This is a genomic window from Shinella sp. OV683 (assembly GCF_057787725.1).
The window spans coordinates 1,107,786-1,121,130 of record NZ_CM173543.1 but is presented as its reverse complement, the minus strand read 5'-3'; the positions used below and the strand labels follow the sequence as shown (position 1 = coordinate 1,121,130).

The window sequence follows — 13,345 nt, the reverse complement described above, 5'->3', positions numbered from 1 at the left end:
AAAACTATCGTGGCAGCGCAACGTGAATTGACAGTGCGACCAGATGCCAAGGGGCGGATCACGCTCGGATCTCTGGCCAAGGGTGTAAGCAGCTTTCAGGTAAGAGAGCAGCCGGACGGTAGCCTTTTGCTAGAACCCTTCAAGGAGGTGCCGGCACGCGAAGCCTGGCTTTATGAAAATCCGCAAGCGCTCGCCAGCGTCAAAAAGGGACTGGCTGATGCGGCAGCTGGAAAAGTCAGAACACGTGGCAGCTTTTCATCCTATGTCGCAGACGAAACCGACTGATGGCGTTCGAGCTACACTTCACCGAACACGCCGAATCCAAACTCGATGCGCTCGAAACCAATCCTGCATTGAGCAAAAGATTGAAATCCGTTCGGAAGGCTTTGGGTTATCTCGAAACGAATCCACGCCATCCCGGCCTTAACACGCATAAATACACTTCACTGTCCGGCCCGAATGGGGAAGAGATCTTCGAAGCCTATGCAGAAAACAACACGCCGGGCGCATATCGAATCTTCTGGTTTTATGGACCTGATAAGAATGCGATCACGATCATCGACATAACGTCCCATCCATAACTATCGCATCGCCCACAGCGCGCCGCGCTCGAAGATCGTCTTCATCTCCGGCACCTCGAATTCCGCGGCGACGTGCCCAAGCGACGAATAGAACACCCTGCCCTTGCCGAACATCTTCTTCCAGACGACGGGGATCGTCACACCATCGATGAAGTCGAGATACTCACCCGAGAATGTCGTGGTCGCCAGCACCTCGTTGGATGGATCGACATGCATATAATATTGCTCTGAATGGTAGGCAAAGTCGCTGATATCAGCCATGATCGGATCATTCGGCCTGGTAACATTGACCTTGTAGTCGATAATATTGCCGGGATGCGCCACCCACTGGCCGCCGACCATGAACTGGTATTCCGGCTCGTTGCGGAAGCTGTCGCCCATCGTGCCGTGGAAGCCAGCGAGGCCCGCGCCAGCCTTGACGGCGCTCAGCAGAGCTGCAACCTCCTCCTTCTCGATCACCGACATGGTGACCATGGGCACGATCACATCGAACATGGAGAGATCGGTCTCGGCGAGCACCTTCGTGCCCTGCACCAGTGTCACGTCGACGCCGTGGCTCTCAAGGATGCCCTTGACAACAGTTGCGCTCTGCTCCGGCGTATGGCCTTCCCAGCCACCCCAGAAAATCAATGCCTTCTTGCTCATGTCCCCTCCCAGGGTATCTGTCAGTGTCCGTCGAATTCGATGAGGGTCTGAACCTTGACGCCGAGATCCTCGAGCTTCTTGCGGCCGCCGAGCGCCGGCAGGTCGATGACGAAGCAGGCAGCGACGATTTCAGCACCCATCTGGCGGAGAAGCTTGGTAGCACCCTCTGCGGTGCCGCCGGTGGCGATGAGGTCGTCGACGAGAATGACTTTCTCGCCGGGTTGCACGGCATCGCGGTGCATTTCCATTTCATCGACGCCGTATTCCAGGCTGTAGGCAATGCGCACGATGTCATGCGGCAGCTTGCCTTTCTTGCGGATCGGAATGAAGCCGGCGGCCATCTGGTGGGCCATCGCGCCACCGAGGATGAAGCCACGCGCCTCGATGCCGGCGATCTTGTCCACCTTCATGCCGGCATAGGGGTGGACGAGTTCGTCGATGGCGCGGCGGAAAGCCTGCGGATTGCCCAGCAGCGTGGTAATATCGCGGAACATGATCCCGGGCTTCGGATAGTCGGGAATGTTGCGAATGGCCGCGCGGAGCGTGTCCTGAACTGAACTCATATCATCATCCATCTGATGGAAATCGGTGTAGGCGATGCCGCGGACCATACCAATCTCGCGGCACCTTGACAGCAAAAAAGGCGGCGCAAGGCCGCCTTTCTCTTGATATATGCTCCGGCTCAATGCTTGCCGGCGTAGACCGCGCGCTTGGTCAGCCAGACGAGCGCCGTCAGGCCGGCCAGGAACAGGATCACCATGAAGCCGGTCCGCTTGCGATCCTCGAGCTTCGGCTCGGCGGCCCACATCATGAATGCAGCCGCATCCTTGGAATACTGGTCCACCGTCTGCGGAGCACCGTCGTCATAGGTGACCTGGTCCTTCGCGATCGGAGGCGCCATCTTCAGCGCAATACCACCCGAGAAATACGGGTTGAAATGCGTGCCTTCAGCAACAGTGACGCCAGCCGGCGGTTCCTGGAAGCCGGTGATCAGCGCATGGATGTAATCCGGTCCACCTTCCTGATAGCCGCCAACCAGCGGGATCATATCATACAGGAACTGCGGAAAGCCGCGTTCGACACCGCGTGCCTTGGCAAGCAGGGAGAAATCCGGAGGCGCAGCGCCGCCATTGGCAGCAGCGGCCGCTTCGTCGTTCGGAAACGGCGCCGGGAAGTAGTCGGACGGAACAGCCTTGCGGGTGAACATCTCGCCATCGCCATTCGGGCCGTCTTGCACCTCATAGTCGGCGGCGAAAGCCTTGACCTGCGCTTCGGTGTAGCCGAGGTCTTCCAGATTGCGGAAGGCCACGCGCTTCATCGAATGGCAGGCCGAACAAACTTCCTTGTAGACCTTCAGGCCGCGCTGAAGTTGTCCCTTGTCATACTTGCCGAAAACGCCGGCGAAAGACCACTTCTGTTCCTCCGGCTTGAGAACCGGATAATGGCCCTTCTCGACGGCGTGATGGATCTCGGCTGCGAGATCCTTGCCCTCTTCGGCTGCCTGCGAAAAGGCAGCGCCGGAACCGGCGATACCTGCAGCGATGACCATGCTTGTGAAAAGTTTTTTCATTGTTCTCATCCTTCCCATCAAGCCTTGGCGTTCTTTTCAAGAACCGCTTCCGTAATCGAATTCGGAAGCCGCCGCGGCGTCTCGATCAGGCCGAGAACCGGCATGACGACGAGGAAGAAGCCGAAGTAGTAGAGCGTGCCGAGCTGCGACATCAGCGTGAACAGATCGGTCGGGGTTCGGGAACCGAGCCAACCGAGCATCAGGCAGTCCGCCACGAACAGCCAGAAGAACAGCTTGTACCAGGGACGATACACTGCCGAGCGAACCTTCGATGTGTCCAGCCAGGGCAGGAAGAACAGCACGATGATCGCGCCGAACATCACCAGGACGCCACCGAGCTTGGAGTCGATCGGTCCGATGTTGAAGGTAATGGCGCGCAGCATCGCGTAGAACGGCAGGTAGTACCATTCCGGAACGATGTGGGCCGGCGTCTTCAGCGGGTTGGCATCGATGTAGTTGTCGGGATGGCCCAGGAAGTTCGGCATGTAGAAGACGAACCACGCATAGAGCAGCAGGAAGATCACCACACCGAGCGCATCCTTGAGGGTCGCATAAGGCGTGAACGGCACCGTGTCCGTCTTCGACTTGACTTCGACGCCGGTCGGATTGGTCTGGCCGGTCACATGCAGCGCCCAGACGTGCAACACGACAACGCCGGCAATCATGAAGGGCAACAGGTAATGCAGCGAGAAGAAGCGATTGAGCGTCGGATCACCGACCGCAAAGCCGCCGAGCAGGAATTGCTGGATCCACTCGCCCACCAGCGGGAAGGCCGAGAAGAAGCCGGTGATGACGGTTGCACCCCAGAAGGACATCTGTCCCCAAGGAAGCACGTAGCCCATGAAGCCCGTTGCCATCATCAGCAGGTAGATCACCACACCGAGAATCCAGAGGATTTCGCGCGGCGCCTTGTACGAGCCGTAATAGAGGCCGCGGGCGATGTGCAGGTAAACGGCGATGAAGAAGAACGACGCACCGTTGGCATGCATGTAGCGCAGTAGCCAACCTTGGTTAACGTCGCGCATGATCTTTTCGACCGAAGAGAAGGCAACCGATGTCTCGGCCGCATAATGCATGGCCAGCACGACGCCGGTCAGGATCTGCACGATCAGCATCACCGACAGCATCGCGCCGAAAGTGTAGGCGAAATTCAGATTGCGCGGCACCGGGTATGCGATGAAGGAATCATACATCAGGCGCGGCAGCGGCAGGCGGGAATCAACCCATTTTTCGATGCCGCTGCGCGGCTCGTAGGTTGAAGAATGTTCAACGCTCATATCAAATTGCCCCTCTCTCAACCGATACGGATGACTTTATCCGAAATGAAACTGGATTTCGGAATAGCCATGTTCTCCGGCGCAGGACCCTTTCGGATACGCCCCGCGGTATCGTAGACAGAGCCGTGACAAGGACAGAACCATCCGCCGAATTCCCCGGATTCGCCGAGCGGCACGCAACCGAGATGGGTACAGACCCCGATCATCACCAGCCAGTTTTCCTTGCCTGCGAGCGAACGGTCAGCGTCAGTTGCCTGGGCGTCAGCCGCGGCGTTGGCATTGCGTGCCAACGGATCCTTCAGGTCGGCCAGATTGACCGCCTTGGCGTCGGCGACTTCCTTTTCCGTGCGATTGCGGATGAAGACCGGCTTGCCCCGCCACTTGACGGTCAGCGACTGACCAGACTCAAGCGCACCGACATCGACTTCGATCGAAGCCAGCGCCAGCGTCGAAGCGTCCGGCCGCATCTGGTCGATGAACGGCCACACGGCTGCGACGGCACCGACGGCGCCTGCCATACCTGTTGTCAAATAAAGAAAATCGCGACGGGTAGGTCCGCCCCCATCCCCACTAGTCGTGTCGTGTCCGCTCACGGCTCCATCCTCTGCACGAAAGTTTATCCTAACACTCGCAAAAATTGAGTTATCACTGGACACAATACGGCCACAGATTCCCCCATTTTTCGGCGCGTTCTAAGCTTGATTGCCCAATAAGTCCAGACTTGGCAAGGGGTGATGGCACAATGTCGCGCTTATTTGCCCCACATCCATAACCTTTCCCCGAAATCGGCTATTTTGTCGCACATCCCGATGCAAACGCTCCCCGATCGCCGCAAATCCATGTCGATACAGGCGTTGGCCACCAGCCCGCCGGCCAATTGCCTATGCCGCCGCCGCGTGCTAGCGGCATGGTGAAACCAGTCTGGATCCCGCCCCGATGAAGACGCTCTCAACCATCCTCGGCACGCTTGCCGCCCTGCTTATTCTGGCGCTGCTCGGGCGTTACCTCACGGGCTTCTGGCTGTTTTACACACCAGCCAGTTTCCAGATCCAGGGCGCGGTGGGTGCGTTCGTCATCGCTGCGATTGCCTTTCTCCTTCGTCGCAGCCTGGTCAATGTCGTGCTGATGGCGTTCGCCGCCGGGATCGGCATCCACGGCTACCAGATGCTCGATGATTTTCGCCAGCCGGCGCTGCAGGAATATGGCGATACGCCGACATTCAAGCTGCTGTCGATCAACATCATGGGCGACAACACAGCCAATGGCGGCAAGATCGCCGACTACATCATCGGCTCGGGCGCCGATGTCGTCTTCATCCAGGAATCGGCGCCGATCGGACCGCAGATCGATCGCATGAAGGTGGTCTACCCCTATCGCCTCGGCTGCGGCGCCAAGACCATCACTTGCGACAGCTCCTTGTGGTCGAAGACGCCGCTGGTGACCGGCGATGTCTATACGGCCAGCCCCATCTACCGTGATCGTCTGATGATCGCCTCGATCGAATTTGACGGCAAGCTGGTCAACTTCGCCAATGTGCATCTGACCAAGCCGTATTTCGACACCATGCATGCAGTCGAACTGAAAAAGATCTCCGAACGGCTTGATCAGTTGAAGGGCCCACTTGTGCTGGCGGGTGATTTCAACGGCTCGATCCTGATCCCGGATGTCCGCGGGTTCCTCACGCACAACAAGCTGATGACCTACGAATGGGAGCCGCACACTTGGCCGGTCGACTACCCGGCAATCGGCGCGGCCATTGACCACGTCTTCGTCACTGATCCCCTCCGCATTAATGCGCTGACACAGGTCCCGGATCCCATCGGCTCCAACCATTTCGGCCTGATGGCAGAGGTTTTTCTGATCGATCCCACGGCTACTTATGAAGATCGCAAGTAATCTTCAAACCGTTTTTGACTCTTGACTTGCTGGCCACACTATACATCTAAGATTGAGGAACACTTCCCGATCATTTGTCTAGGGGCAATTCAGATGAGTCGTGCCGTTATCTTCGAACAATATGGTGGGCCTGAAGTGCTGCATGCGGTCGACAGACCAGTGCCACAGGTCATTCCCGGTCATGTGACCGTGCGCGTCCGGGCCGCAGGCGTGCAGCCCTTCGATGCGATGTTCCGATCCGGGGCCGTGCGCGAGCGCATGCCGGCCCACTTCCCGCAGACGCTGGGCAACGAATTCGCTGGCGAAATCATTGCTATCGGCGGAGGCGTCACGAATTTTGAAGTCGGCTCGGGCGTGCTCGGTTGGACGATGCAGCAGGCCTATAGCGAGCATCTGTCTGTGGCTGCCGACCAGATCGTGCACAAGCCGCAAAGCATGCCCTGGGCCGAGGCCGGGGTGATTTCGGCATCTGGGCAAACGGCCAGCACTGCCCTTGAGGTTCTCCACATCAGACCCGGCGACACGCTTGTCGTGCATGGAGCGGCCGGAGGTGTCGGCAGTTTCGCCGTGCAGATTGCAGTCTCGCGCGGGGCGCGGGTTATTGGTACGGCGCGGCCCGCAAACCATGCCTATCTGCGCAGCCTCGGAGCAATTCCTGTCGACTACGCCGGCGACTTGTTGGCGAACCTTAATGCCGCAGCCAGCAACGTAACCGCCGTGCTGATCGCAGCGGGCGGCGAACAGGCGTTTCTGGCAACATCCGAGCTTGGCTTGGAACGTTCGCGCGTCGCTGCGGTCGCGTTTCATCCGCTCGCTCAGCGGCTTGATATCCAGCAGATCACGACCAGCCGCAGCCTTGACAGGCTGGAGGAACTGATCCGCCTTTATGAGCAAGGACTTCTGTCGATAGAAATCGCGCGGACCTTCTCCCTGGGCGAGGCGAAGCTGGCGCATGCGCTAATCGAGACCGGCCATGTGCGCGGCAAGATCGTCATCCTGCCATGAGCGGATCGTTTACGCCGTCTCGCCGATAAACCCGCCGGACTGTCTCGCCCAGAGATCGGCGTAGAGCCCGCCGCGGCTGAGCAATTCCCGATGCGTGCCGTCCTCGATGATCCGGCCGTGATCCATCACCACCAGCCGGTCTAGATTGGCAATCGTCGACAGGCGATGGGCGATGGCAATCACCGTTTTGCCCTTCATCAGCTTTTCGAGGTTCTGCTGGATCGCTGCCTCGACTTCGGAATCGAGCGCCGATGTCGCCTCATCCAGCACCAGGATGGGCGCATTCTTGAGCAGCATCCGGGCAATAGCCACACGTTGGCGCTGGCCGCCTGAAAGCTTCACGCCGCGCTCGCCGACATGGGCATCGTAGCCTTTGCGGCCGCGAAAATCCTGCAGCAGCGGGATAAACGTGTCGGCCTCGGCCTCCTTCGCCGCGTCCATCATCGCCGCTTCAGTGGCATCCGGCCTGCCGAACATGATGTTGTCGCGGATCGAGCGATGCAGGAGCGCGGTATCCTGCGTGACCATGCCGATCTGGCGACGCAGCGATTCCTGCTTGACGCCGGCGATATCCTGGCCGCTGATCAGGATTTCGCCCTTCTCGATATCGTAAAACCGCAAAAGCAGGTTGACGAGCGTCGACTTGCCGGCGCCCGAGCGACCAACAATGCCAACCTTCTCTCCCGGTGCGATCGACAGGCTTAGATTATCGATGACGCCCGAGCCCTTGCCATAGTGGAAGGAGATGTTGTCGAAGATGATCGAGGGATGGTCTACGACGAGTTCTGGCGCATCCTTGCGGTCGATCAAGCCGATCGGCTCGGACAGCATCTCGGAGGAATTCTGGATGGTGCCGATGTTACGCATGATGGCGTTGAACTGCGCCATCATCCGGCCCAGCAGCATGTTCATGCGCAGGACGAGGCCAAGCGTGAAAGCGACCGCGCCGATGCTGATCTGCCCGTCGAGCCAGAGCTGGATCGTCATCGCGCCGACCGCCGTGATCATCAGTCCCGACAGAAAGGCGAGCGCCGAGCGTACACTCGTCAGATAGCGCGTGAACGGCAGGATCGCATCCTTGAAGCGTTCGAATCCGTCGCGGATGTAGCGGTCGTTGTCCTCCTCGCGGCCAAAGAGTTTCAGCGTCTGCACATTGGAATAGGAATCGGTGAGCCGGCCCGTCAGCATCGAGGAAATCTCGGCCGTTTCGCGTGCATATTTGCGAATGCGCGGCACGTAGATGCGGGCAAGCCCGGAAAACAACACGATCCAGACCAGTACGATCGCGCCCAGCCGCCAGTCGAGGCCGGCGACCAGCGACAACGTCGTCAGCGAATAGATCACCATGAACCAGGCGACCTGCAGCAGCGACACCATCAACTCACCGGTCGCCTGCCCTGCCGCCCAGACCTTGGCGACGATGCGGCCGGAGAAGTCGTTGTGGAAGAAGGTCAGCGACTGGCGCGAGATATGTGCATGCGCCTGCCAGCGGACCAGATTGAAGAAGCCGGGAACGATTGTCTGCTCTTCCACCAGCGCGGAGAGCGCGATGGCGGTAAAGCGGACGACGACAACGACAAACGCAATAAGTGCGATGTCCCAGCCATGCGCCGCGATCAGCCCATCCCAACCCTTGCCCGGCCCGACTTCGTCGAGAATGTCGACGAGGCGGCCAACGAACCAGAATAGCCCGGCCTCCAGCACCGCCACGATGCCGCCCAGCACAAGCATGGCGAAAAATGCGCCCCTGGCCTGGGAAACATAGAACCAGATGAATGCAGCCGTGCCCTTCGGCGGCTGGTAGCTCGCCTTGAGACGAAAGGGATCGATCCAGGATTCGAATGTTCGGGCGAGCCGGTGAAAAATCATCCTTCGGATATAGGCAGATTCTGTGGCGGCGCAAAGACCGATCCGCAAGGCTTGCAAATCTGCAACCAAGCCTTTCTATAGCTCCAAACATTTGATCTCGGAGGAAATCACAAATGCATATTGCGATCATTGGCGCCGCCGGCATGGTCGGCCGCAAGCTCGCGGCAAAACTCGTCGCCGACGGTAAACTCGGCGGCAAGACGATCAACCGCCTGACCTTCGCCGATGTGATCGAAGCCGACACTCCCGACATGTTCGATGGCAACTCCACGGTGCTGGCGGGCGACTTCTCCTCCGAAAACGAGATCCAGAAGCTTGTTGATATGCGCCCGGACGTAATCTTCCATCTCGCGGCGATCGTCTCGGGCGAAGCCGAGGAGGAATTCGAAAAAGGCTATCGCATCAACATGGACGGCATGCGCATCCTGCTCGAGGCAATCCGCATCGCCCACGGCGCCGATGGATACAAGCCACGCCTCGTCTTCACCTCGTCCATCGCGGTCTACGGCACCCCCTTCCCCACCTCGATCCCCGACGATTTCTTCCTGACACCACTGACCAGTTACGGCACTCAGAAGGCGATCTGCGAGCTTCTGCTGGCCGACTACAGCCGCAAGGGCTTCGTCGATGGCGTTGGCATCCGCCTACCCACCATTTGCGTACGCCCCGGCAAGCCCAACAAGGCCGCCTCCGGCTTCTTCTCCGGTATCATCCGCGAACCGCTGGTGGGCCAGGAGGCCATCCTGCCGGTGCCGGATACCGTCCGCCACTGGCACGCCTCACCGCGCTCGGCCGTGGGCTTCCTCATCCATGCCGCGGAGATCGATACGGCGAAGCTGGGCGGTCGCCCCAATCTCGCCATGCCCGGCGTCTCCTGCACCGTCGGCGAACAGATCGAGGCGCTCCGCAGAGCAGCCGGTGACAATGCCGTGGCCCTCATCCGCCGCCAGCCCGACGAGTCGATCATGCGCATCGTCGCAAGCTGGGCTGAACGGTTTGACGCCACGCGTGCCAGGGATCTGGGTTTTGTGGCCGACGCCTCCTTCGACGCGATCATCCAGGCGCACATCGAGGATGAATTGCGGATGTGAGGAATGCGTCGGGTGCTTGATCTTGAGGACTTGTGATTCATAGGTTACAATATGCGTTATCAGCTTGTAAGAAGCACTGAGTTTGTAGAGTGGATCGAGTATCTTCGAGATCGCAAGGCGAAACAGATTGTCGCGGCGAGATTAGCTCGAATTGAATTCGGACTTTTCGGAGACGTCGCTTCGGTTGGCAACGGTGTGAGTGAATTGCGTATCCACTACGGGCCAGGGTATCGGATCTATTTTCAGGTGCGTGAGACTGAGATCATACTGCTGCTTTGCGGAGGCGACAAAGGTAGTCAGGTCCGCGATATCGAGCGTGCCAAACAGATAGCTTTTTCGTGGGATCGATAAGATGAAAGAAGCGTTCACTCCATTCGACGTCGCAACCCTTCTTGAAGATGAAGAGGCGTTTGAGTTCTTCATGAACGATGCGCTGGAAACTGACGACAGCGGGTATATTGCCCACGCGATCGGCGTCGTTGCCCGGGCGAAGGGCATGACCAAAGTCGCTGACGAGACGGGGCTCGCGCGTGAGGCGCTCTATCGCTCCTTCAGCGAGGACGGCAATCCGAGCCTGAAATCAACGATCGCAGTCCTGAAATCGCTGGGCTTCGGACTGGCCGTACGACCGATTTCCGCCGAACCCTTGGCAATCCCGGGAGAGGCCGCCGAATAAAAAATGCCGGGGCAAACCCCGGCATCTCATTTTACTCCGCAGCGACTTCCGCCTCATCGGTTTCGTCGGCGAGGAACCCGCCGGACTGGCGCTTCCAGAGATCGGCATAGATGCCGCCCTTGGACACCAGTTCGATATGGCTGCCCTGCTCGTGGATCTTGCCCTTGTCGAGCACGACCAGTTTGTCCATCTCCGTCAGCGTCGACAGCCGATGGGCAATGGCGATCACGGTCTTGCCTTCCATCAGATGGAAGAGGTTTTCCTGGATCGCCGCTTCCACTTCGGAATCGAGCGCCGAGGTCGCCTCATCCAGCACCAGGATCGGCGCGTCCTTGAGGAAGACGCGGGCGATCGCCACGCGCTGCCGCTGGCCACCGGACAGCTTGACACCGCGTTCGCCGACCTGGGCTTCCAGCCCGACGCGGCCGTTTGGGTCGACCAGCGTCTGGATGAACTCCCAGGCATTGGCCCGCTTGGCCGCTTCGATGATCTCGGCGTCAGTCGCTTCCGGCTTGCCGTAGGCGATGTTGTCGCGCACCGAGCGATGCAGCAACGACGTATCCTGCGTCACGACACCGATCCGGCTCCGCAGGCTATCCTGCGTCACCTTAGAGATGTCCTGGCCATCGATACGGATTTCCCCGCCTTCGAGGTCGTAGAAGCGCAGCAGCACGTTCATCAGCGTCGTCTTGCCGGCGCCGGAGCGACCGACCAGACCGACCTTCTCGCCCGGCTTGATGTTGAGCGAGATGTCGCTGATCACGCCCTTGTCCTTGCCGTAGTGGAAGTGGACCTTGTCGAACTCGATCCGACCGCTCGGCGCCTTTAGCGCCTTGGCTTCCGATCCATCGCGGATATCCTGCTTCTTCGACAGCATCGCCATGCCGTCATAGACGGTGCCGATATTTTCGAACAAAGCCGAGACTTCCCACATGATCCACTGCGACATGCCGTTGACGCGGAGGGACAGCGAAATGGCCACCGCAATCACGCCGAGCGAGATCGAGTTGTTCATCCAGAACCAGATAGACAGTGACGTCGTGAAGAAGGCTAGAAGCGCGTTGTTGGCATAAACCAGCGCCTGGAACGCGGTGATGTAGCGCATCTGTCCGTGCACCGTCTGCAGGAACGCGTCCATGCCGCTCTTGGCATAGGTCTCTTCCCTGCCCGCATGCGAAAACAGCTTCACCGTGGCGATGTTGGTGTAGCTGTCGACGATACGGCCGGTCATCATCGAGCGTGCATCCGCCTGCTGCTCGGAAATTTTCCTGAGCTTCGGGATGAAGTACCAGAGCAGCAACGAGTAGAGAACAACCCACAGCGCCAAGGGACCCATCAGTCGCCAGTCGGCGCTGCCGACCACCACGAACATCGAGATGAAGTAGCTCAGCACATAGACGAAGACGTCGAGCACCTTCATCGCCACTTCACGCACGGCGAGCGACGTCTGCATCACCTTGGTGGCGACACGGCCGGCGAACTCGTTCGAGAAGAACGTCATGCTCTGACGCAGCAGGTAGCGGTGCATCTGCCAGCGGCCGATCATCGGATAGTTGCCGATCAGCACCTGATGGATGATCAGCGACTGGAAGATGACGAGCGCGGGCAAGCCGATCAGCGCAAAGGCGCCCATGCCCAACAGCGTGTTGCCTTCGCGGGCAAGGAACGTTGTGGGATCGGACTTCGACAGCCAGTCGACGATCTGGCCGAGGAAGTTGAACATCACGACTTCGCCGACGCCGATGGCGGCGGTCGCAATGGTCATCAGCAGCAGCCAGCCGGCAACCGGACGCGAATAATGCACCACAAAGGCGAGGATTGTGGCAGGCGGCCGGACGGGTTCCTCGGCAGGATATGGATTAACGCGGTTTTCAAACCAGGCAAACATTTCGGAATTCTCCAGATGAGAGACGCGCAAACACGTCCCTGTGTGGAAGCCGGTCGGGGTAAACGGATTCGACGCAGTGATACGCCGTGAGCTTTCAACCGGAATATATGGAAAGGCGAAGGGTCTAAGAAAAGGTCAGAACGACTTTGGCGTCATTCGCAGAAGGCGCCAGTGACGAGCAATATTATCCATGACAGCCTCCCATTCCTTCGCGTTGATGATGCGTCTGGCATAGACCGGTTTGCGGAAAATCGCTAGAGGTGCAGCTGCCTCTTTTTGCAGCGAATGTCCATCAAACGACTTTTTGTTGCCAAATAGGCACAGACACATCGACACGGGAAAAGCATGCAGGCGCTTTCGATCGCACTCTACCAGCCCGATATTGCTGGAAACACCGGCACGATCCTCAGGCTCGCCGCCTGCCTGGGCCTGAAAGTCGAGATCATCCAGCCGGCGGGTTTCGACGTCTCCGATCGCAATCTCAAGCGCGCCGGAATGGATTACGCGCAGACCGTGCTGCTGACGCGGCATATCGACTGGCAGCATTTCGAGGCTTGGCGGGCCGATACCGGCCGCCGCCTGGTGCTGGCATCCACCAAAGCCGCCGAGCCTTACACAGCGGTCGACTACCGCGATGATGATATTCTGCTCTTCGGCCGTGAGAGCGCCGGCGTGCCGGATCATGTCCATAATGCAGCCGAAGTCAGGGTTATCATTCCCATGGTTGAGGGCCAGAGATCGATCAATGTGGCGATGTCGGCGGCGATGATTGCCGGGGAAGCGCTGAGACAGCGCGGATTCTTGGGCCTTCGTTAAAAGTCTAGCATTTGGCTAAACGGGACGTGAA

At 59.1% G+C, this 13,345-nt stretch carries 15 protein-coding genes; 8 read left to right on the top strand and 7 right to left on the bottom strand.

The window, feature by feature from the left end; all coding sequences use genetic code 11:
• Window positions 1–9 precede the first annotated feature (9 nt).
• Together ACXHRN_RS05445 and ACXHRN_RS05440 are read left to right on the top strand one after the other, a co-directional pair.
• A complete protein-coding gene (locus ACXHRN_RS05445; protein WP_488640323.1) occupies window positions 10–285 on the top strand; it encodes a hypothetical protein in 276 nt (91 codons plus the stop codon).
• Window positions 285–581: a hypothetical protein gene (locus ACXHRN_RS05440; RefSeq protein WP_488640322.1), complete on the top strand. Its 297-nt coding sequence runs from the start codon at window positions 285–287 to the stop codon at window positions 579–581. Before ACXHRN_RS05445 ends, ACXHRN_RS05440 begins: the two co-directional genes overlap by 1 nt.
• Here ACXHRN_RS05440 and ACXHRN_RS05435 read toward each other — a convergent pair whose 3' ends face one another.
• From ACXHRN_RS05435 to petA, 5 genes are all read right to left on the bottom strand, one after another.
• Window positions 582–1,226, bottom strand: coding sequence for a ThuA domain-containing protein (locus tag ACXHRN_RS05435; protein WP_488640321.1), 645 nt, complete (start codon window positions 1,224–1,226; stop codon window positions 582–584).
• Window positions 1,227–1,246: 20 nt separating this feature from the next.
• Entirely contained in the window at window positions 1,247–1,789 is a 543-nt protein-coding gene (locus tag ACXHRN_RS05430; protein WP_488640320.1) for an adenine phosphoribosyltransferase, read from the bottom strand.
• A gap of 119 nt (window positions 1,790–1,908) precedes the next feature.
• Complete coding sequence (locus ACXHRN_RS05425) at window positions 1,909–2,796, bottom strand: cytochrome c1 (protein ID WP_488640319.1); 888 nt, start codon at window positions 2,794–2,796, stop codon at window positions 1,909–1,911.
• Window positions 2,797–2,813: 17 nt separating this feature from the next.
• Window positions 2,814–4,073 (bottom strand): cytochrome b, encoded by a 1,260-nt coding sequence (locus ACXHRN_RS05420; protein ID WP_488640318.1) that lies wholly within the window; start codon window positions 4,071–4,073, stop codon window positions 2,814–2,816.
• Between the two features lie 17 nt (window positions 4,074–4,090).
• Window positions 4,091–4,666, bottom strand: coding sequence for a ubiquinol-cytochrome c reductase iron-sulfur subunit (gene petA, locus ACXHRN_RS05415; protein WP_488640317.1), 576 nt, complete (start codon window positions 4,664–4,666; stop codon window positions 4,091–4,093).
• A 343-nt stretch (window positions 4,667–5,009) separates the two neighbouring features.
• Between petA and ACXHRN_RS05410 the strand changes: the two genes are divergently transcribed.
• On the top strand, window positions 5,010–5,969 hold the full coding sequence (locus ACXHRN_RS05410; RefSeq protein ID WP_488640316.1) for an endonuclease/exonuclease/phosphatase family protein: 960 nt from the start codon (window positions 5,010–5,012) through the stop codon (window positions 5,967–5,969).
• A gap of 93 nt (window positions 5,970–6,062) precedes the next feature.
• Complete coding sequence (locus tag ACXHRN_RS05405; protein ID WP_488640315.1) at window positions 6,063–6,974, top strand: NADP-dependent oxidoreductase; 912 nt, start codon at window positions 6,063–6,065, stop codon at window positions 6,972–6,974.
• A gap of 9 nt (window positions 6,975–6,983) precedes the next feature.
• Here the strand turns inward: ACXHRN_RS05405 and ACXHRN_RS05400 are convergent, their stop codons facing one another.
• On the bottom strand, window positions 6,984–8,843 hold the full coding sequence (locus ACXHRN_RS05400) for an ABC transporter ATP-binding protein (protein WP_488640314.1): 1,860 nt from the start codon (window positions 8,841–8,843) through the stop codon (window positions 6,984–6,986).
• 113 nt (window positions 8,844–8,956) lie between these two features.
• On the opposite strand from ACXHRN_RS05400, the gene denD reads away from it, so the two are divergent.
• From denD to ACXHRN_RS05385, 3 genes are read left to right on the top strand one after another with little or no spacing between them, the layout of a single operon-like run.
• The gene (gene denD, locus ACXHRN_RS05395) at window positions 8,957–9,934 is read left to right on the top strand and encodes a D-erythronate dehydrogenase (RefSeq protein ID WP_488640313.1); all 978 of its coding nucleotides are present in this window, start codon (window positions 8,957–8,959) and stop codon (window positions 9,932–9,934) included.
• A 51-nt stretch (window positions 9,935–9,985) separates the two neighbouring features.
• The gene (locus ACXHRN_RS05390) at window positions 9,986–10,285 is read left to right on the top strand and encodes a type II toxin-antitoxin system RelE/ParE family toxin (protein WP_488640312.1); all 300 of its coding nucleotides are present in this window, start codon (window positions 9,986–9,988) and stop codon (window positions 10,283–10,285) included.
• A 1-nt stretch (window position 10,286) separates the two neighbouring features.
• Window positions 10,287–10,610, top strand: coding sequence for an addiction module antidote protein (locus ACXHRN_RS05385; RefSeq protein WP_488640311.1), 324 nt, complete (start codon window positions 10,287–10,289; stop codon window positions 10,608–10,610).
• Between the two features lie 31 nt (window positions 10,611–10,641).
• Here ACXHRN_RS05385 and ACXHRN_RS05380 read toward each other — a convergent pair whose 3' ends face one another.
• Window positions 10,642–12,498: an ABC transporter ATP-binding protein gene (locus ACXHRN_RS05380; RefSeq protein WP_488640310.1), complete on the bottom strand. Its 1,857-nt coding sequence runs from the start codon at window positions 12,496–12,498 to the stop codon at window positions 10,642–10,644.
• A 345-nt stretch (window positions 12,499–12,843) separates the two neighbouring features.
• Between ACXHRN_RS05380 and ACXHRN_RS05375 the strand changes: the two genes are divergently transcribed.
• Complete coding sequence (locus ACXHRN_RS05375; protein ID WP_488640309.1) at window positions 12,844–13,314, top strand: tRNA (cytidine(34)-2'-O)-methyltransferase; 471 nt, start codon at window positions 12,844–12,846, stop codon at window positions 13,312–13,314.
• Window positions 13,315–13,345 lie beyond the last annotated feature (31 nt).

What these genes read in the sequence shown, in the direction of transcription:
- ACXHRN_RS05430 (WP_488640320.1), bottom strand. Translation starts at nt 1,789, where the DNA reads ATGAGTTCAGTTCAGGACACGCTCCGCGCGGCCATTCGCAACATTCCC.
- ACXHRN_RS05435 (WP_488640321.1), bottom strand. Translation starts at nt 1,226, where the DNA reads ATGAGCAAGAAGGCATTGATTTTCTGGGGTGGCTGGGAAGGCCATACG.
- ACXHRN_RS05380 (WP_488640310.1), bottom strand. Translation starts at nt 12,498, where the DNA reads ATGTTTGCCTGGTTTGAAAACCGCGTTAATCCATATCCTGCCGAGGAA.
- ACXHRN_RS05375 (WP_488640309.1), top strand. Translation starts at nt 12,844, where the DNA reads ATGCAGGCGCTTTCGATCGCACTCTACCAGCCCGATATTGCTGGAAAC.
- ACXHRN_RS05420 (WP_488640318.1), bottom strand. Translation starts at nt 4,073, where the DNA reads ATGAGCGTTGAACATTCTTCAACCTACGAGCCGCGCAGCGGCATCGAA.
- ACXHRN_RS05410 (WP_488640316.1), top strand. Translation starts at nt 5,010, where the DNA reads ATGAAGACGCTCTCAACCATCCTCGGCACGCTTGCCGCCCTGCTTATT.
- ACXHRN_RS05425 (WP_488640319.1), bottom strand. Translation starts at nt 2,796, where the DNA reads ATGAAAAAACTTTTCACAAGCATGGTCATCGCTGCAGGTATCGCCGGT.
- denD (WP_488640313.1), top strand. Translation starts at nt 8,957, where the DNA reads ATGCATATTGCGATCATTGGCGCCGCCGGCATGGTCGGCCGCAAGCTC.
- ACXHRN_RS05440 (WP_488640322.1), top strand. Translation starts at nt 285, where the DNA reads ATGGCGTTCGAGCTACACTTCACCGAACACGCCGAATCCAAACTCGAT.
- ACXHRN_RS05385 (WP_488640311.1), top strand. Translation starts at nt 10,287, where the DNA reads ATGAAAGAAGCGTTCACTCCATTCGACGTCGCAACCCTTCTTGAAGAT.
- ACXHRN_RS05400 (WP_488640314.1), bottom strand. Translation starts at nt 8,843, where the DNA reads ATGATTTTTCACCGGCTCGCCCGAACATTCGAATCCTGGATCGATCCC.
- ACXHRN_RS05405 (WP_488640315.1), top strand. Translation starts at nt 6,063, where the DNA reads ATGAGTCGTGCCGTTATCTTCGAACAATATGGTGGGCCTGAAGTGCTG.
- ACXHRN_RS05390 (WP_488640312.1), top strand. Translation starts at nt 9,986, where the DNA reads ATGCGTTATCAGCTTGTAAGAAGCACTGAGTTTGTAGAGTGGATCGAG.